Origin of the sequence: Allobosea caraganae (genome assembly GCF_003351345.1) — a bacterium.
Lineage (GTDB): Bacteria > Pseudomonadota > Alphaproteobacteria > Rhizobiales > Beijerinckiaceae > Allobosea > Allobosea caraganae.
Window position 1 is genome coordinate 736,564 of the sequence record NZ_QQTO01000019.1, and the last position, 17,528, is coordinate 754,091.

Here is a 17,528-nt window from a genome sequence, read left to right on the forward strand (position 1 = left end):
GGACCCAAAGGCGCGAAAACTCACGCGGAACAAGACCCCCACAGGGAATGAGTCCAGGTCCGCCCGCCTTGCACCAGCGGTTGATGACAATGAGACACTGGATCACCTCCTTTCAGTTGTTACCGACAAGATGAAGGCTATGGCGATTCTTCCGGGTTCGTAAATGGCTAATTTTGATGATGCTCCGATAATGCTGAGCACTGCGTAAATCTTTGGCGCGGTCAGTATCGCGCCAGCTTGAGAAATGGCCGCCTATCCGGCAGCTGCGCAAATGTTAGGCTGAGAATCCGCCCATTAATTAATCACGCACAGTGCGAGCGCAGCAAGATTGCGTACAATCCGCCCTCTGCCGCAGGAAATGTCGACCAGGGCCGTCAAACCAGGCAATTTTGCGGCTGCGAAGAGACACAGCGGGATGTTGGCACGTCGCTTGCGAACCTTGCGCCATGGGCCGCAGGGCTCGTCGGCACTCGAGGGGAGCGCCGTCAACAGCATCCTTCGGGGGACATGTCCGTGAACAGCACTCGTCGCGTCATTCTAGGCGCCGCATTGGCCGGCGCCACTTTCCTGGGTTCGTTCCTGCCGGCGGCGGCGCAGGAAACGATCAAGGTCGGCATCCTCCACTCGCTCTCGGGCACGATGGCCATTTCCGAGACGACCCTGAAGGACGTCATGCTCATGCTCATCGAGGAGCAGAACAAGAAGGGCGGCCTGCTCGGCAAGAAGCTCGAGGCCGTCGTCGTCGACCCCGCCTCCAACTGGCCGCTCTTCGCCGAGAAGGCGCGCGAGCTGATCGCCAAGGACAAGGTCTCGGCCGTGTTCGGCTGCTGGACCTCCGTGTCGCGCAAGTCGGTCCTGCCCGTGTTCAAGGAGCTGAACTCGATCCTGTTCTACCCCGTCCAGTACGAGGGTGAGGAATCCGAGCGCAACGTGTTCTACACCGGCGCCGCGCCGAACCAGCAGGCGATCCCGGCCGTCGACTATCTCGCCAAGGAGGAGAAGGTGCAGCGCTGGGTGCTCGCCGGCACCGACTACGTCTATCCGCGCACGACCAACAAGATCCTCGAGGCCTATCTCAAGTCCAAGGGCGTCGCGTCCGAGGACATCATGATCAACTACACGCCGTTCGGCCATTCCGACTGGCAGACCATCGTCTCCGACATCAAGAAGTTCGGCTCGGCCGGCAAGAAGACCGCCGTGGTCTCGACCATCAACGGCGACGCCAACGTGCCGTTCTACAAGGAGCTCGGCAACCAGGGCATCAAGGCGACCGACATCCCGGTCGTGGCCTTCTCGGTCGGCGAGGAAGAGCTCGCCGGCATCGACACCAAGCCGCTGCTCGGCCACCTGGCCGCCTGGAACTACTTCCAGTCGATCAAGACGCCCGAGAACGACGCCTTCATCAAGCAGTGGCAGGCCTTCACCAAGAACCCGAAGCGCGTCACCAACGACCCGATGGAGGCCCATGTCATCGGCTTCGCCATGTGGGTGAAGGCGGTCGAGAAGGCCAAGTCCACCGATCCGGACAAGGTCATCGAGGCGCTGCCCGGCATCGAGGCCCCGAACCTGACCGGCGGCATCTCGAAGATGCTCCCGAACCACCACATCACCAAGCCGGTCTTCATCGGCGAGATCAAGCCGGACGGCCAGTTCGACGTGGTCTGGAAGACCCAGGGCCTGGTCCCGGGCGACGCCTGGTCGAAGGAGCTCGACGGCTCCAAGGACCTGATCGGCGACTGGGTCGAGAAGAAGTGCGGCAACTTCAACGTCAAGACCGGCAAGTGCGGCGGCGCGTGAGGTCATGAGGGGAGGGGCGGCACGGGCGCCATAAGCCCGGCCGCCCCTTAGTTCTGCCCGGCCGCCATGCGGCGGCCGGGATCGCCGCCCGAAAGCCCGAAGACAGGTCAATGATCTCGATTGCCCGCCTTTTGCGCCAGCTCGTCGTCCTGACGGCGCTTCTGATCTCGCCCCTCGCGGCCTTCGCCCAGGGCGCCGACGATGCCTTCACCCGCCTGGGCGCCGACAGCTATTCCGACACCGCCCGCGCGGTCGAGATGCTGGTGACGAGCGCGCATCCGCAGGCGGCCGCGATCATTGAGGCGCTCGGCGACGGCAGGCTGCTCGCAGGCGGCGGCGCGGTCATCGTCAAGACCAGGGACGGCAAGCTGATCGACGCGAAAACGGGCCAGCCGGTCGCGACCGAACCCGCCGGGCTCAGCGCTGTCAGGCTCAACAACAATGTCAGGCGCGTGGTCCAGGCGGCTTTGGGCGGGCTCGGCCTGCTCAATCCCGATGCGGGCAAGCGCATCGCGGCGGCCGAGGCCGTGTTCAAATCCCGCGACGTCACCGTGTTGCCGGTGCTGGAGGCCGCCATCGCCAAGGAGAGCGACGCCAAGGCCAAGGCGGCGCTGCGGCAGGCCCAGGCCGCGATCCTGATCGTCAAGACCGACGCGCCGCCCTTCGACCGTCTCGCCGCCGTCGACGTGCTGCGCGAGCGCGGCGACCAGGAGGCGCTGGCGACCCTGCGCTCGCTGCCGGGCGATGCCTCGCCCGCACTGAAGGACGCGCAGGGGCGCGCCATCGCAGCGATCGAGGGCAATCTCGCCTTGTGGCGCGCCGGGCAGAACCTCTGGTACGGGCTCTCGCTCGGCTCCGTGCTGCTGCTCGCCGCGATCGGGCTGGCCATCACCTTCGGCGTGATGGGCGTGATCAACATGGCCCATGGCGAGATGGTGATGCTCGGCGCCTACACCACCTTCGTGGTGCAGGAGCTGATCCGCACCAGCGCGCCCGGCCTGTTCGACTATTCGCTGATGATCGCGATCCCGGCGGCCTTCCTCGTCGCGGGAGCGGTCGGCATCGCGATCGAGCGCGGCGTCATCCGCTTCCTCTATGGCCGGCCGCTCGAGACGCTGCTGGCGACCTGGGGCATCAGCCTGATCCTGCAGCAGGCGGTGCGCACCGGCTTCGGCCCGACCAACCGCGAGGTCGGCGCGCCGAACTTCATGTCGGGCGCCTTCGAGATCGGCGGGCTCGCCATCACCTGGAACCGGCTCTGGATCATCGTCTTCGCCGGGCTGGTCTTCGCGGCGCTGCTGGCCATCCTGAAGCTGACGCCGATGGGCCTGCAGATGCGCGCCGTCACCCAGAACCGGCGCATGGCCTCGGCCATGGGCATCCGCACCGGCCGGATCGACGCGCTGACCTTCGGGCTTGGCTCGGGCGTGGCGGGGCTGGCGGGCGTCGCGCTCTCGCAGATCGACAATGTCAGCCCGAACCTCGGCCAGAGCTACATCATCGACAGCTTCATGGTCGTGGTCTTCGGCGGGGTCGGCAATCTCTGGGGCACGCTGGTCGGCGCCATGACGCTCGGCGTCGCCAACAAGTTCCTCGAACCCTATGCGGGCGCCGTGCTCGGCAAGATCGCACTGCTCGTCTTCATCATCCTGTTCATCCAGAAGCGCCCGCGCGGCCTGTTCGCGCTCAAGGGCCGGGCGGTGGAAGCATGATCACCCGCTTCCTCATCCAGGGCATGGACAAGCGCGGCCTGGTCTTCCTGGCCCTCCTAGCCGGGCTGGCGCTGCTGGTGCCGCTCTCCAACCTGCTGTTGCCGCCAGGCTCGTTCCTGCACGTACCGACCTCGACCATGTCGCTCTGGGGCAAGTATCTCTGCTACGCCCTGCTGGCGATCTCGCTCGACCTGGTCTGGGGCTATTGCGGCATCCTGAGCCTTGGCCACGGCGCCTTCTTCGCGCTCGGCGGCTACGCGATGGGCATGTACCTGATGCGCCAGATCGGCTCGCGCGGCGTCTACGGCAACCCGATCCTGCCGGACTTCATGGTCTTCCTGAACTGGGGCGAGCTGCCCTGGTACTGGTACGGCTTCTCGTCCTTTCCCTTCGCCATGCTGATGGTGCTGCTGGTTCCCGGCCTGCTCGCCTTCGTCTTCGGCTGGTTCGCCTTCCGCTCGCGCGTCACCGGCGTCTACCTCTCGATCATCACGCAGGCGCTGACCTATGCGCTGTTGCTCGCCTTCTTCCGCAACGACATGGGCTTTGGCGGCAATAACGGCCTGACCGATTTCAAGGACATCCTGGGCTTCAACGTCCAGGCGCAGACGACGCGCGCCGCGCTCTTCGCGATGACCTGTGTGATGCTGATCGCCAGCTTCCTGATCGCGCGCGGCATCGTCGACTCCAAGCTCGGCAAGGTCGTGATCGCGATCCGCGACGCGGAATCGCGCACGCGCTTCCTCGGCTACCGGGTCGACCGCTTCAAGCTCTTCGTCTTCACCGTCTCGGCCTGCATGGCGGGCGTGGCGGGGGCGCTCTATGTGCCGCAGGTCGGCATCATCAACCCGAGCGAATTCGCTCCGGCGAACTCGATCGAGACCGTGATCTGGGTCGCGATCGGCGGCCGCGGCACGCTCGTCGGCGCGGCGCTGGGCGCGGTCGTGGTCAACTACGCCAAGACCGTCTTCACCTCCGGCTTCATGGCGCCGTACTGGCTGTTCGCGCTGGGTGCGCTCTTCGTCTTCGTGACGCTGTTCATGCCCAAGGGCATTTTGGGCACGGCGCAGGACTGGTGGGGCAAGCGCCGGAAGCCCGAGCCGGCGACGCCCGTCGCCGAACCGGCCGCGGCGGAGTGAATGCGATGAGCCAGTCCGTCCAGCACAATCCGGCACTCACCTCATCGCTGCTCTATCTCGATGGCGTCAGCGTCTCCTTCGACGGCTTCAAGGCTATTCGCGGCCTGTCGCTCGTCATCGCTCCCGGCGAGATGCGCGCCATCATCGGCCCCAACGGCGCCGGCAAGACCACGATGATGGACATCATCACCGGCAAGACCAAGCCCGACGAGGGCACCGTGATGTTCGGCGGCTCGGTCGACCTGACAAGGCTCGACGAGGCCGCGATCGCCAATCTCGGCATCGGCCGCAAGTTCCAGAAGCCGACGGTGTTCGACTTCCACACGATCGAGGACAACATCCTGCTGGCGCTGAAATCGCAGCGCAGCGTGGCGAAGACGCTGTTCTGGAAGACTGCGGCGGCCAACCAAAAGCGCATCGACGACATTTTGGGCATCATCAAGCTCGGCGATGCGAGGAACCGGCTGGCAGGCTCGCTCTCGCATGGCCAGAAGCAATGGCTCGAGATTGGTATGCTGCTGGCGCAGGACCCCAAGCTCCTGCTCGTCGACGAGCCCGCCGCCGGCATGACCGATGGCGAGACGGCCGAGACCGCCGTGCTGCTCAAGGAGATCGCCAAAGACCATTCGGTCATCGTGGTCGAGCACGACATGGGCTTCATCCGCGAGCTCGGCGTCAAGGTCACGGTGCTGCACGAGGGCTCGGTGCTGGCCGAAGGGCCGCTCGACCAGGTCAGCGCCAACGAGCGCGTCGTCGAAGTGTATTTGGGGCGGTGATGTCATGACCTTCGTCGCATCCGTTCCCGTCATTGCGAGCGAAGCGAAGCAATCCAGGGGGATTGGCTCGACCGGTTGCGCCTCGCTCCCCCTGGATTGCTTCGTCGCTATCGCTCCTCGCAATGACGGCTTGGGCGATGCGGTGATCGCGGGAAGGTTGTTCGCATGCTGAACGTCGAAGCCATCGACCTGCACTACGGCGCCGCCCAGGCGCTCAGGCGCGTCTCGGTCACGGCCGAGATCGGCAAGGTGACCTGCGTGATGGGCCGCAACGGCGTCGGCAAGACCACGCTGATGCGCGCCATCGTCGGCCAGCAGCCGATCAGCGGCGGCCGGATCAGCTTCGAAGGGCAGGACATCTCGACCTTGCGCACCGAGGACCGGGCGCGCGCCGGCATCGGCTTCGTGCCGCAGGGCCGCGAGGTCTTCCCGCTGCTGACGGTCAAGGAGAACCTGGAGACCGGCTTCGCGCCGCTGCCGCGCAAGGAGCGCTATATCCAGGACGAGCTCTTCAACCTATTCCCCGTGCTGAAGTCCATGCTGGGCCGGCGCGGCGGAGACCTCTCGGGTGGCCAGCAGCAGCAACTCGCCATTGCGCGAGCGCTGGTCACCCGACCCAAATTGCTGGTTCTCGACGAGCCGACCGAGGGCATCCAGCCCTCGATCATCAAGGATATCGGCCGCGCCATCGACTATCTGCGCCAGCGCGGCGACATGGCGATCGTGCTGGTCGAGCAATATTTCGACTTCGCCCGCGACCTCGCCGACACGATGTTCGTGATGGATCGCGGCGAGGTCGTGCTGTCCGGTCCGATGGCGGAGCTTGATGGGGCGCAGGTGCAGCGGCTGATTCAGGTGTGACGCCGTCCTGGAACGGATTCTCACTCAGCAGACTCCGTCGTCATGGTCGGGCTTGTCCCGACCATCCACGTCTTCGCTGGTCGAGGACCGTGGTCAAGACGTGGATGCTCGCCACAAGGGCGAGCATGACGAACTGGACTTGCTGATTAAGAGTCAACGGGTCTATCCGTGCAGCGCCAACCCCTTGACGATCTTGTCGATCTCCTTGCGCTCGGCGTGAAGGCCTAACCCAACCAGATCGAGCACGTCGGTAGGCACTGCAGCGACCGCGGCCCGGTTGTCGGCGTCGTTTCCGGTCACGAACAGCTCGCTCGTATAGAGATGCGGGCGCACGCCGCGATCCTGGGCGCGCTTCAGCACCTGCGTGAGCTGCTCGCCGCTGGCGGCGAAGACCAGCACGGGCTGGCGGATCAACGGGCCGTAGAAACGCCCCGATCCGTCGCGATAGGATTCGCCCGCGAGTTCCGGCGAGGCGCCGACAAGCCCGCCGGCCAGAAAGCTCGCGACATCGAGTTTTTGCCAGGGAGCGAGATTCTCGCGGACCACGATGGCGATCTTGGTATCGTAACGCATGGCCTATTCGCTAACCGACGCCGGAAAGGCGCGTCTTGAACGATCGTGCGGGCCGTCGCGCGGTGACTGGATGCGCATGGGCTCCGGTGCGGATGGCATCGAGCGGATGGAGGCCTTCTTCCAAGGCTACGCCTATGATCCGCACCGGCACGACACCTACGCCTTCGGCCTGACGCTCTCGGGCGTGCAGTGCTTCGACTATCGCGGCAGCCGGCGCGACAGCCTGACCGGGCACGCGATCGTGCTGCATCCGGACGAGGTCCATAACGGCCGCTCCGGCATTCCCGAGGGTTTCAGCTACCGCATGCTCTATGTCGAGCCGCGGCTGATCCGGGCGGCGATGGGCGAGCGCGGCCGGGCCTTGCCCTTCGCCTCCGCAGCGGTGTCGCAGGATGCGCGGCTCGTTACCGCTGTGGCGCATGCGCTTGATGATCTCGACGCGCCGCTCGACGCCCTTGCCGCTGAGGACCTGCTGCTGCCGCTGGCCGATGCGCTGCTGGCGCTCGACCCATCCGCGGCGCGGCAGGGCGGCAAGCTGATCGACCGGGCGGCGGCCGAGCGCGCGCGGCAGCATCTCGACGCCAATATCGATGCCATCGTGGCTTCAAGCGAGCTGGAGGCGATCACCGGGCTCGACCGTTTCGCGCTGGCCCGGCATTTCCGCGCCTCGTTCGGCACCAGCCCCTATAACTATCTCGTGATGCGGCGGCTGCAGCGGGCGCGCCGCCTGCTGCTCCAGGGCGTGCCACTGGCCGATGCCGCCTTCGCCTGCGGCTTCGCCGACCAGAGCCACCTGACGCGGCAGTTCCGCCGGGCCTATGGCGTCACACCGGGGCGCTGGCGCGCCTTGCAGGCCGGAGACCGATCCCAGCCATGACGGAAGTCGGCTTGCCCAGCCTGCCGCCGCCATGCATGAAGCATCTCCAAAGCCGGATCAGGTTTGCCGGCAGGAGTGCGCGCCATGCAGCTTGGAATGATCGGCCTCGGCCGGATGGGTGCCAATATCGTCCGCCGCTTGATGAAGGCCGGGCATGAATGCGTTGTCTATGACCGCGATCCCAAGCCCGGCGCGGCGCTGGCCGGCGAGGGGGCCATCGCGGCCTCCGACCTCGCCGACCTCGTCTCCAAGCTGAAGGCGCCGCGCGCGATCTGGGTGATGCTGCCGGCTGGCGAGATCACCGAGGCGACGCTGAAGGAGCTGGCGGGCCTCGTGCTGCCTGGCGACACGCTGATCGACGGCGGCAACGCCTTCTGGAAGGACGATGTCCGGCGCGGCAAGGAGCTTGCGGCCAAGGGCCTGCATTATCTCGATGTCGGCACCTCCGGCGGCGTGCATGGGCTCGACCGCGGCTATTGCCTGATGATCGGCGGCGCGAAGGAGGCCTTCGACCGTCTGGAGCCGATCTTCAAGACGCTGGCGCCGGGCAAGGGCGGGATCGAGCCGACCAAGCATCGCGACGGCCGCAACCCGCGCTCGGAGGAAGGCTATCTGCATTGCGGCCCGGTCGGCGCCGGCCATTTCGTCAAGATGGTCCATAACGGCATCGAGTACGGCATGATGCAGGCCTTCGCCGAAGGCTTCGACCTGCTGCGCAACGCCTCCGCCAAGGAAGGCCTGCCGCCGGAATACGGCTTCGATTTCGATGTCGCCGAGGTTTCCGAGGTCTGGCGCCGGGGCTCGGTCGTGACCTCCTGGCTGCTCGACCTCACCGCCGAGGCGCTCGCTGCCGACGAGGACCTCTCGGCCTATACCGGAAACGTCTCGGATTCGGGCGAGGGGCGTTGGACCGTCGAAGCTGCGCTCGACACCGCGACGCCGGCCGAGGTGCTGACGTCTGCGCTCTACACCCGCTTCCGCTCGCGCAAGGACCACACCTTCGCCGAGAAGATCCTCTCCGCCATGCGGGCCGGGTTCGGCGGCCATGTCGAGCCCAAGAAGCCCTGAACGAAGAAGCGCTGAACAGCAGATTCCAAAAAGAACTCCGGACAAGAATGACTGATCTTTCGAAGAAGAGCGGCCCTGCCGTCATCGTCGTCATGGGCGTGGCGAGCTCGGGCAAGACCTCGCTCGGCGAGCGGCTCGGCGCGGCGCTTGGCTGGCCCTTCCGCGACGCGGATTCGTTCCACCCGCCGGAGAACGTCGCCAAGATGTCGGGCGGCATCCCGTTGACCGACGAGGACCGCAAGCCCTGGCTGGCGGCGATCGCCGCCTGGATCGACGAGCTGCGCGCCACCGGCAAGCACGGCATCGTCACCTGCTCGGCGCTGAAGAAGGCCTATCGCCGCATCATCGTCGGCGACCGGCCGGACGTGGCTTTGGTCTATCTCAAGGGCTCGCGCGAGCTGGTCGGCCAGCGCATGGCGCAGCGGCAGCACCATTTCATGCCGCCCTCGCTGCTCGACAGCCAGTTCGCCACGCTGGAGGAGCCGGGGCCGGACGAGCGCCCGCTGGTGGTGCCGGTGGAACTGGCGAAGGACGCGATCGTCGAGCGGGTGCTGGCGGAGCTGAAGCTGGGCTGAGTGCTGAAGGTTGCCGACATGCTTCCTTCTCCCTCTTGCGGGAGAAGGCGCCGGCAGGCGGATGAGGGGTCGCGCTGCGCTTCGCACGCCTTGCCGCAGCTCCGAGTGGAGACGCCGGCGCGACCCCTCATCCGCCTCGGCTTCGCCGAGCCACCTTCTGGCGCAGGGGGAGAAGGGAAGGCGCGCGCGCCCTGCAAAGCCGCTCTACTTTTCAACCGATTGAAAAAGCGGGGCGCAAGGCGCATTGATTAAGGCGACGGCGGTATGGTGGCCGCCAACCCTTCAAGCCAATGGTCCCTCGATGCTCGACAAGGTTCTGCCGCCGCGTACCCTGAAGCTCAATGCCGCCGACAACGTCGCGGTCGCGGTCGATCCGATCGACCCGGGCGTCACTGCCGCCGGCGTCGAGGCGCTGAAGCGGATTCCGCGCGGCCACAAGATCGCGCTTTCGCCGATCGCCAAGGACGAGCCGATCCGCAAGTTCGGGCAGATCATCGGCTTCGCCACGGTCGACATCCCGCCTGGCGAATGGGTGCACGAGCACAATACCGGCTTCCACGCCTTCGAGCGCGACTATGCCTTCTGCGCCGAGGCCAAGCCGGAATTCGTGCTGCCGATCGAGCAGCAGGCGACCTTCCAGGGTTTTCGCCGCAAGACCGGCAATGCGGGCACGCGCAACTATGTCGGCGTACTGACCTCGGTGAACTGCTCGGCCTCGGCCGCGCGCTTCATCGTCGAGGAGGTCAAGCGCTCCGGCATCCTCGCCGACTATCCGAATGTCGACGGCGTCATCGCGCTGACCCACGGCACCGGTTGCGGCATCGACTATAATGGCGAGAGCTTCGAGGTGCTGAAGCGCACGACCTGGGGCTATGCCTGCAACCCGAACATGGCGGCCGTGCTGGTCGTCGGCCTCGGCTGCGAGGGCTTCCAGATCAAGCGCATGAAGGACGCCTATGGCGTCGAGGAAAGCGACGTCTTCCGCACCCTGACGATCCAGGAGACCGGCGGCACCAAGAAGGCGGTCGCCGCCGGCGTCGAGGCGCTGAAGGTGATGCTGCCGATCGCCAACAGGGCCACGCGCGAGACCGTGCCGGCCTCCGAGCTGTCGCTGGCGCTGCAATGCGGCGGCTCGGACGGCTATTCCGGCATCACCGCCAACCCGGCTTTGGGCGCGGCCGTCGACATCCTGGTCGAGCAGGGCGGCACCGCGATCCTTTCGGAGACGCCCGAGATCTACGGCGCCGAGCACCTGCTCACCCGCCGCGCCGCCACGCGCGAGGTCGGCGAGAAGCTCGTCGGCATCATCAAGTGGTGGGAGGACTACACGGCGCGGGCCCGGATGGACATGAACAACAACCCGTCGCCCGGCAACAAGGCTGGCGGGCTCACCACCATCCTGGAGAAGTCGCTCGGCGCGGCCGCCAAGGGCGGCACCAAGACGCTCGCCGCCGTCTACCACTATGCCGAGCAGGTCAGGGACAAGGGCTTCGTCTACATGGACACGCCCGGCTACGATCCGGTGGCGGCGACGGGGCAGGTCGCCGGCGGCGCCAACATCCTCGCCTTCACCACCGGCCGAGGCTCGGCCTATGGCTGCAAGCCGACGCCCTCGGTCAAGCTCGCCACCAACACGCCGATCTACGAGCGCATGATCGACGACATGGACATCAATTGCGGCGACATCCTCGACGGCGTCACGCTGGAGGCGAAGGGCCAGGAGATCTTCGAGACCCTGCTGCGCGTGGCCTCAGGCGAGCGCTCGAAGTCCGAGCAGATGGGCTACGGCGATGTCGAGTTCGTGCCGTGGCAGATCGGTGCGACGATGTGATAGCGATCACATAAATCGCGTAAAGCGATCGCTAAACGCCCCTACATCGATTGACTGCCTCCGAAGGCGCGGCGATACAGCCGCCTTTCCTTGGGTCAAGCGCCGGGGGGCGTTGCCGTGAACAAGATTCTCTTCGTGACGATCCCGCGCGTGCTGCTCGGGCTGATCTTCCTCGTGTCTGCGATCGACGGCTTCTATTTCATCGCGACGGGCAACCGGCTGATCCATCCGCCGACCTCGGTGCGGGGCGAGGCGTTCGAGCAGGCGCTGATGAACTCCGGCTTCTTCTGGCCGCTGCTCAAGACGATCAACCTCGCGGGTGCGCTCAGCCTGATCTTCAACGTGATGCCGGCGCTCGGCCTTGCCCTGATCGCGCCGGTGATGACGGTGATCGTGCTGTTCCACCTCACCATCAACCCGCCCGGCGTGCCGGTGGCGCTGATCCTCGTCGTGACCGGCGCGCTGCTGGCCTACGCCTATCGCGAGCGCTATGCGGCACTCTTGCGATGAGGCTCAGGGGCCGAAGCCGCGCAGCCTGTCGCTCAGCTCGCCGATCCGGTCGGCGCTGACATTGGCGATTGCGACGCGCAGGTGCCGCTCCTGTCCGGGGCCGAAATAGGGGCCGGGCAGGGCGAGCACGCCGCGCTCCTGCACCAGCCGGCGCACCACCTCGGCCGCCGGCAATTCGGCGAAGGGGTGGGCGACATAGGCGAAATAGGCGCCGACTGCCAGCACCTGCCAGCCATTGAGCGGCGCCATCGCGGCGCGGAAGGCGTTGGCGCGGGCGTTGATCTCGGCGCGGTTGGCCTCGCGCCAGTCGCGGATGCCGTCGATACCCCAGGTGACTGCGGCCTGACCGGCGCGCACCGGGCTGATCTGGACGCAGTCGAGCACCTTGCCGATCTGGGCGATGATGGCCTCGCCGGCCGTGATCGCGCCGAGCCGCCAGCCGGGCACGGCATAGGCCTTCGAGAAGCTGTAGAGGCCGATCACCGAATCACGCCAGCCGCTTGCGGCGAAGACCTCATGCGGCCTCGCAGCGCCAGTGGGCAGGAAGTCGCGATAGGTCTCGTCGAGAACCAGCCAGATGCCGCGCCTTTCGCAGAGCTCGGCGAAGGCGGCGATGGTGGCGGGCGGATAGACAGCGCCGGTCGGGTTGTTCGGCGTCACCAGCACGATGGCGCGGGTTTTTGCGTCGATCAGGCGCTCAGCCAGCGCGGCATCCGGGACGAAGCCGGCGGCCGGGTCGCAGGGCAGCGGCCTGGGCTCGATGCCGAGCATGGTCAGCGTCATCTCGTGGTTGAAGTACCAGGGCGTCGGCAGCAGCACGTTGTCGCCGGCCTGGGCCAGCGCCATCATGGTCATGACATAGGCCTGGTTGCAGCCGGAGGTGATCGCGATCTCGCCGGGCGTGAAGCTGTCGCCGTAGATCGCGCCGATCTCGGCCGCATAGGCCTCGCGCAGAGCGAGATCTCCGGTGATCGCGCCGTAGCGGGTGAATTCGGGCCTGGCGGCGGCCTCGGCCAGCTTTGCCAGCATGGCGTCGGGCGGCGGCGAGCCGGGCACGGCCTGCGAGAGGTCGATCAGCGGGCCGCTGCTGCCGTCATAGGCGCGGGCCCAGCCCTGCGCCTGCGGGATCGGCGGGGTGCCGGTGTCGATGAGGTCGGGGTTCAGCGCGGGGCGGGTCGTCTGGAGCATGGCTGAGCTTTGCGGCGCGGCTCTCCCCGCGTCAATCGGCTTGGACGCGAGGGGCGCCATGCCCCATATTGGCCTCGGGCGAAGAGAGTGGTCGATGCAGCACGACAGCGAAGACGCGATCGCCGAACTTCACGCCATGCTCGACTGCGCCAGCGTGATCGTCGGCTTCACCGGGGCGGGGATCTCGACCGAATCCGGCGTGCCGGATTTCCGCTCGCCCGGTTCGCCCTGGATGGTCAACAAGCCGATCCCGTTCGACGCCTTCGTGCGCAGCCGCGCGGCGCGGATCGAGGCCTGGCGGCGCAAATTCACGATGGACGACCATTTCGCCGGCGCCGGGCCCAATCGCGGCCATCGCGCCCTGGCGCGGCTGATCGCGGACGGCCGCTCGCCCGGCCTGATCACGCAGAACATCGACAACCTGCACCAGGCCTCGGGCATTCCCGACGACAGGATCGTCGAGCTGCACGGCAACGGCACCTATGCGACCTGCCTGACCTGCGGCTGGCGGCATGAACTGGCCGCGATCCGGCCGGCCTTCGAGGCGAGCGGCGAGCCGCCGAGCTGCATCATGTGCGGCGGCGTGGTGAAGTCAGCGACGATCTCATTCGGCCAGGCGATGCCGCAGGCGCAGATGCTGCGGGCGCATGACCTGACCATGCGGGCCGATCTCTTCCTCGTGGCGGGGTCTTCGCTGGTGGTGTTCCCGGCCGCGACCTTTCCCGTCATCGCCAAGCGCAACGGCGCCAAGCTCGTGATCATCAACCGCGAGCCGACGGAGCAGGACGTGATCGCCGACCTCGTCGTGCGGGCCGAGATCGGGGCCGCACTGGCGCCGCTGGCTTAGAGACCGTCCGAGAATTCTACTGGCGCGGCCGTCTGACGTGGCTGTCTGCGCTTCCGGTGCTCACGGACCAACGTCCGCTCCGCTCCGGTTCTCGACAGCCACGCCAGCCCACTCGCGCTGGCGAATTTTCAAACGGTCTCTAAATAGGGCAGCATCTCTGCCAGATCAGCTGTGATTTTCACGCGTCTTGATGTGGATGATGCTGAGGCGGCTGTATCGCCACTCCGAAGCAATGGTATCGTGTGAGCACGAATCAAGTAGTTCGCGCGGAGATGAGCGGCACATGTCCGACGAGTTCGGTGAGAGTGGGCGACCACCGGTCGGTCCGATCCAATCCCTCAACCGCATCATGCGGCTGGACGGCCCCGAGGGGCTCACGCCCGAGACGGGCGTGGAGCTCGTCGGCTACGTCAAATGGTTCGACGTCAGCAAGGGCTACGGCTTCGTGGTGCCGGAGGATGGCAGCGCCGACGTGCTCGTTCATGTCACCATCCTGAAGCGCGACGGCTTCAACGCCATCGCGGAGGGCGCGCGCATCGTCCTCGAAGTGATCGAGAAGGCGCGTGGCCGGCAGGCGATCCGCGTCATGTCGATCGACACCTCGGTGGCGCGCCACCCGGCCGAACTGCCGATGGCCCGCACCAACGTCTCGGTGACGCCGACAAGCGGTCTCGAGCGCATGGTGGTGAAATGGTTCAACCGCCTGCGCGGCTTCGGCTTCGTCTCGAAGGGTGAGGGCGCCCCGGACATCTTCGTCCACATGGAGACGCTGCGGCGCTACGGCATCGTCGAGCTGATTCCCGGCCAGACCGTGCTGGTGCGCTACGGACCCGGGCCCAAGGGCCTGATGGCCGCTGAGATCCGGCTCGAGCAGGGCGGCCCGCCGAGTTCGCACTGAAAACCGGAATTAGATTTGTAAAAGTGGGGCGCCGTTTCGGCGCCTCTTTTCGTTCGAGCGGACTGCGATTACGCGGAAACCTCTCCGCGTCATCGCGGACAAGCGGCGAAGCCGCGTCGCTCCGGGATCCATCGTAGGGCTCTGGCGCTCTGCGATGGATCCCGGAGCTCCGTTTCGCTCCGTCCGGGATGACGGCGCTTGATTCTGCCAGGTCACGGCGGGGTTAGGGAAGTTGGCGCGCGCCGGGGAACGCGCACCCGCGTATGCGCGTTTCTGGTATATGTTATTCCAGACTTGCCGTTGAATTGGGCATCGTGCTTATTGTAAGAGCAGTGGCCCGTATCCAAGCGCTGGCTTGCCCGTGAAAATCTTCAGACCCATCCTTGCCGGCGCGACGCTTTCCGAACGCTCGGTGGCCTGCGCCGGGGCCTTCGTCGGCATTGCGCTGACGGCGGCGCTCGGCTTCCTGTTCCCGATCCACTCCCCATTGGTGGTGGCGCCGATCGGCGCTTCGGCGGTGCTGGTCTTCGCGGTTCCGTCGAGTCCGCTGGCGCAGCCCTGGTCGGTCATTGGCGGCAATACGATCTCCGCTTGCGTCGGCCTTGCCGTCGCCTGGCTCGTTCCGGATGTCACGCTCGCGGCGGCGCTGGCGGTGGCGCTCGCGATCGCGGTGATGTCGCTGACGCGCTCGCTGCACCCGCCCGGCGGGGCCGTGGCGCTGACGGCGGCGCTGGGCGGCCCGGTCATCGCGGAGTGGGGCGTGTTCTTCCCGCTGGTGCCGATCGCGGTGAACTCGATCACACTGGTGGTGTTCGGGATGGCCTTTCACGCGCTGTCGCGGCGCTCTTACCCGCATCGCGCAGCGCCTGTCGAGGCCAAGGTTGCGGCGGCGAGCGCCACCTTCGGCTACAGCCCGAAGGATATCGACGAGGCGCTGGTGCAGATGGACGAGACCTTCGACATCGCCCGCGACGATCTCGACAAGCTGCTGCAATACGCAGAGGCGAGCGCTGCGCGTCGGCAGGCCCGCAATTCCTGAGAGCCTGAATCCGCTTGTCGGCTTAAGCTTCTCTGCAGTAAGGCCTTTTTGTCATTGCGAGCGCAGCGAAGCAATCCAGGGAGACTAGGTGAGCGAGACCCCTGGATTGCTTCGCTACGCTCGCAATGACGGTGGTGCAGATTAAAGCGCGAAGGACGTGCCGCAGCCGCAGGAACTGGTCGCGTTCGGGTTGGTGATCCGGAAGGACTGGCCGATCAAATCGTCGACGAAGTCGATAGTCGAGCCTTCGAGCAGGTCGAGCGAGGTCTCGTCGATCAGGACGGTGGCGCCGTCGCGCTCGATCACGAGGTCGCCCGGCGCCCGCTCGCGGTCGACGTCGAAGATGTACTGGAAGCCGGAGCAGCCGCCGCCGGCGACGCTGACGCGCAGCATCGAGCCGGGCGGCTCCTTGGCCATCACCGCGAGAATCCGGTTCGCCGCCTTGCCGGTGACGGCGATGCCGCGCGGATTGACCTGAAGATCGGTCGACATGAAGAGATGCTCCTTGCACCTTTGTTACAGCCGAAGGTAATTGCGCTGCAGCGCCGATACAAGCTTGGGGCGCCGACAGGTCCGCCATGCCGCACCCACAGAGCTTTGTCCTCGACGCAAATCGTGAGCCGGGCGAACGCTGGCGCGCGGTCTATGCCTGCCGTTCCAGCCAGAGCCGCGGCCGGCTGATCGAGGAGCCGGGCTCGGCGACGCGCAACCATTTCCAGCGCGATCGCGACCGCATCATCCATTCCACCGCCTTCCGCCGGCTCAAGCACAAGACGCAGGTCTTCGTCTCGCATGAGGGCGACCATTACCGCACCCGCCTGACCCATACGATCGAGGTGGCGCAGATCGCCCGCGCCTTGGCCCGCGCGCTCGGCCTCGACGAGGATCTCGCCGAGGCGCTGGCGCTGGCGCATGACCTCGGCCACACGCCCTTCGGCCACACCGGCGAGGACGCGCTCGACGCCTGCATGCGCGACTATGGCGGCTTCGACCACAACGCCCAGACCTTGCGGATCGTGACCCGGCTGGAGCGGCGCTATGCCGACTTCGACGGGCTGAACCTGAGCTGGGAGGCGCTGGAGGGGCTGGTCAAGCATAACGGCCCGCTGTTGACGCCCGACGGCCAGCCGACCGAGCGCTACGCCGAGACCGGCATTCCGATGGCGATCGTCGAATACCAGGAGCGGCAGGACCTCTGGCTCGACAGCCACGCCTCGGCCGAGGCGCAGGCTGCGGCGCTGGCCGACGACATCGCCTACAACGCCCATGACATCGATGACGGCCTGCGTGCCGGCCTGTTCGAATTGTCCGACCTGCGCGCCGTGCCCTTCCTGGCCGAGCTGCTCGACGAGATCGAGCGGCTGCATCCGGGGCTGGAGAAGGGCCGCGCCACCAATGAGCTGGTGCGCCGGGTCATCACCCGCTTCGTCGAGGATGTGATCGGCCGTTCGGAAGCGCTGATCGCGGCGCTGGCCCCAGCTGATGCCGATGCCGTCCGGCGCGCGGGCGCGCCCGTCGTTGCGTTTTCGGAGGCGATCCAGAAGGCCGATCGCGAGATCAAGGCCTTCCTCTATCCCAACATGTACCGCCATCCGCGCGTCGCGGTGATCCGCCAGCGCGCCGCCGATGTCGTGCGCGACCTCTTCACCCGCTTCAGCGCGACGCCGCAGGTGATGCCGGATGACTGGGGGGCGGGCGCCGCCGAACTCGACGAAGCCCGCAAGGCGAGGCGCATTGCCGACTACATTGCGGGGATGACCGACTGGTACGCGCTCGACGAGCACCGGCGCCTGTTTGACGCGACCCCGGCGCTGCGATAGGGCCGGACACTTCCCAA

Annotated in this window: 17 protein-coding genes; 14 read left to right on the forward strand and 3 right to left on the reverse strand. The window is 66.6% G+C overall.

Annotated elements, in window-relative coordinates:
* Positions 1-513 precede the first annotated feature (513 nt).
* The 5 genes from urtA (at position 514) to urtE (ending at position 6,285) form a co-directional block, all read left to right on the forward strand.
* Complete coding sequence (gene urtA, locus DWF00_RS11765; RefSeq protein WP_425453098.1) at positions 514-1,797, forward strand: urea ABC transporter substrate-binding protein; 1,284 nt, start codon at positions 514-516, stop codon at positions 1,795-1,797.
* Positions 1,798-1,907: 110 nt separating this feature from the next.
* A complete protein-coding gene (gene urtB / locus DWF00_RS11770) occupies positions 1,908-3,509 on the forward strand; it encodes an urea ABC transporter permease subunit UrtB (RefSeq protein ID WP_114827735.1) in 1,602 nt (533 codons plus the stop codon).
* Positions 3,510-3,532: 23 nt separating this feature from the next.
* Complete coding sequence (urtC, locus tag DWF00_RS11775; protein WP_425453110.1) at positions 3,533-4,648, forward strand: urea ABC transporter permease subunit UrtC; 1,116 nt, start codon at positions 3,533-3,535, stop codon at positions 4,646-4,648.
* Between the two features lie 5 nt (positions 4,649-4,653).
* A complete protein-coding gene (gene urtD / locus DWF00_RS11780) occupies positions 4,654-5,424 on the forward strand; it encodes an urea ABC transporter ATP-binding protein UrtD (RefSeq protein ID WP_114827737.1) in 771 nt (256 codons plus the stop codon).
* 165 nt (positions 5,425-5,589) lie between these two features.
* Positions 5,590-6,285, forward strand: a complete 696-nt coding sequence (gene urtE / locus DWF00_RS11785; RefSeq protein WP_114827738.1) for an urea ABC transporter ATP-binding subunit UrtE — start codon at positions 5,590-5,592, stop codon at positions 6,283-6,285.
* Positions 6,286-6,447: 162 nt separating this feature from the next.
* On the opposite strand, the gene DWF00_RS11790 is transcribed toward urtE, so the two are convergent.
* The gene (locus tag DWF00_RS11790; RefSeq protein WP_114827739.1) at positions 6,448-6,858 is read right to left on the reverse strand and encodes a DUF2000 domain-containing protein; all 411 of its coding nucleotides are present in this window, start codon (positions 6,856-6,858) and stop codon (positions 6,448-6,450) included.
* Between the two features lie 70 nt (positions 6,859-6,928).
* Here DWF00_RS11790 and DWF00_RS11795 point away from each other — a divergent pair, with 70 nt between their 5' ends.
* From DWF00_RS11795 to DWF00_RS11815, 5 genes are all read left to right on the forward strand, one after another.
* Entirely contained in the window at positions 6,929-7,735 is an 807-nt protein-coding gene (locus DWF00_RS11795; protein ID WP_245973839.1) for an AraC family transcriptional regulator, read from the forward strand.
* An 84-nt stretch (positions 7,736-7,819) separates the two neighbouring features.
* Entirely contained in the window at positions 7,820-8,803 is a 984-nt protein-coding gene (gene gnd / locus DWF00_RS11800; RefSeq protein WP_114827741.1) for a phosphogluconate dehydrogenase (NAD(+)-dependent, decarboxylating), read from the forward strand.
* 47 nt (positions 8,804-8,850) lie between these two features.
* Positions 8,851-9,378 carry a gluconokinase gene (locus DWF00_RS11805; RefSeq protein ID WP_245973840.1) on the forward strand — a complete coding sequence of 176 codons (528 nt, stop codon included), beginning with the start codon at positions 8,851-8,853 and terminating at the stop codon, positions 9,376-9,378.
* A 301-nt stretch (positions 9,379-9,679) separates the two neighbouring features.
* On the forward strand, positions 9,680-11,209 hold the full coding sequence (locus DWF00_RS11810) for a UxaA family hydrolase (protein WP_114827742.1): 1,530 nt from the start codon (positions 9,680-9,682) through the stop codon (positions 11,207-11,209).
* 117 nt (positions 11,210-11,326) lie between these two features.
* The gene (locus DWF00_RS11815) at positions 11,327-11,719 is read left to right on the forward strand and encodes a hypothetical protein (protein WP_114827743.1); all 393 of its coding nucleotides are present in this window, start codon (positions 11,327-11,329) and stop codon (positions 11,717-11,719) included.
* A gap of 3 nt (positions 11,720-11,722) precedes the next feature.
* On the opposite strand, the gene DWF00_RS11820 is transcribed toward DWF00_RS11815, so the two are convergent.
* Positions 11,723-12,907 (reverse strand): aminotransferase, encoded by a 1,185-nt coding sequence (locus tag DWF00_RS11820; protein WP_114827744.1) that lies wholly within the window; start codon positions 12,905-12,907, stop codon positions 11,723-11,725.
* Between the two features lie 94 nt (positions 12,908-13,001).
* Here DWF00_RS11820 and DWF00_RS11825 point away from each other — a divergent pair, with 94 nt between their 5' ends.
* The 3 genes from DWF00_RS11825 to DWF00_RS11835 all read left to right on the forward strand — a co-directional run bounded on the left by DWF00_RS11825 (position 13,002) and on the right by DWF00_RS11835 (position 15,691).
* On the forward strand, positions 13,002-13,754 hold the full coding sequence (locus tag DWF00_RS11825) for an SIR2 family NAD-dependent protein deacylase (protein WP_245973841.1): 753 nt from the start codon (positions 13,002-13,004) through the stop codon (positions 13,752-13,754).
* A 283-nt stretch (positions 13,755-14,037) separates the two neighbouring features.
* Positions 14,038-14,652 (forward strand): cold-shock protein, encoded by a 615-nt coding sequence (locus DWF00_RS11830; RefSeq protein ID WP_114827745.1) that lies wholly within the window; start codon positions 14,038-14,040, stop codon positions 14,650-14,652.
* 361 nt (positions 14,653-15,013) lie between these two features.
* Positions 15,014-15,691, forward strand: coding sequence for an HPP family protein (locus tag DWF00_RS11835; RefSeq protein ID WP_245973842.1), 678 nt, complete (start codon positions 15,014-15,016; stop codon positions 15,689-15,691).
* A 141-nt stretch (positions 15,692-15,832) separates the two neighbouring features.
* Here the strand turns inward: DWF00_RS11835 and DWF00_RS11840 are convergent, their stop codons facing one another.
* Positions 15,833-16,183, reverse strand: coding sequence for a HesB/IscA family protein (locus DWF00_RS11840; protein ID WP_114827747.1), 351 nt, complete (start codon positions 16,181-16,183; stop codon positions 15,833-15,835).
* Between the two features lie 86 nt (positions 16,184-16,269).
* Between DWF00_RS11840 and DWF00_RS11845 the strand changes: the two genes are divergently transcribed.
* Positions 16,270-17,511, forward strand: a complete 1,242-nt coding sequence (locus DWF00_RS11845) for a deoxyguanosinetriphosphate triphosphohydrolase (protein ID WP_114827748.1) — start codon at positions 16,270-16,272, stop codon at positions 17,509-17,511.
* Positions 17,512-17,528 lie beyond the last annotated feature (17 nt).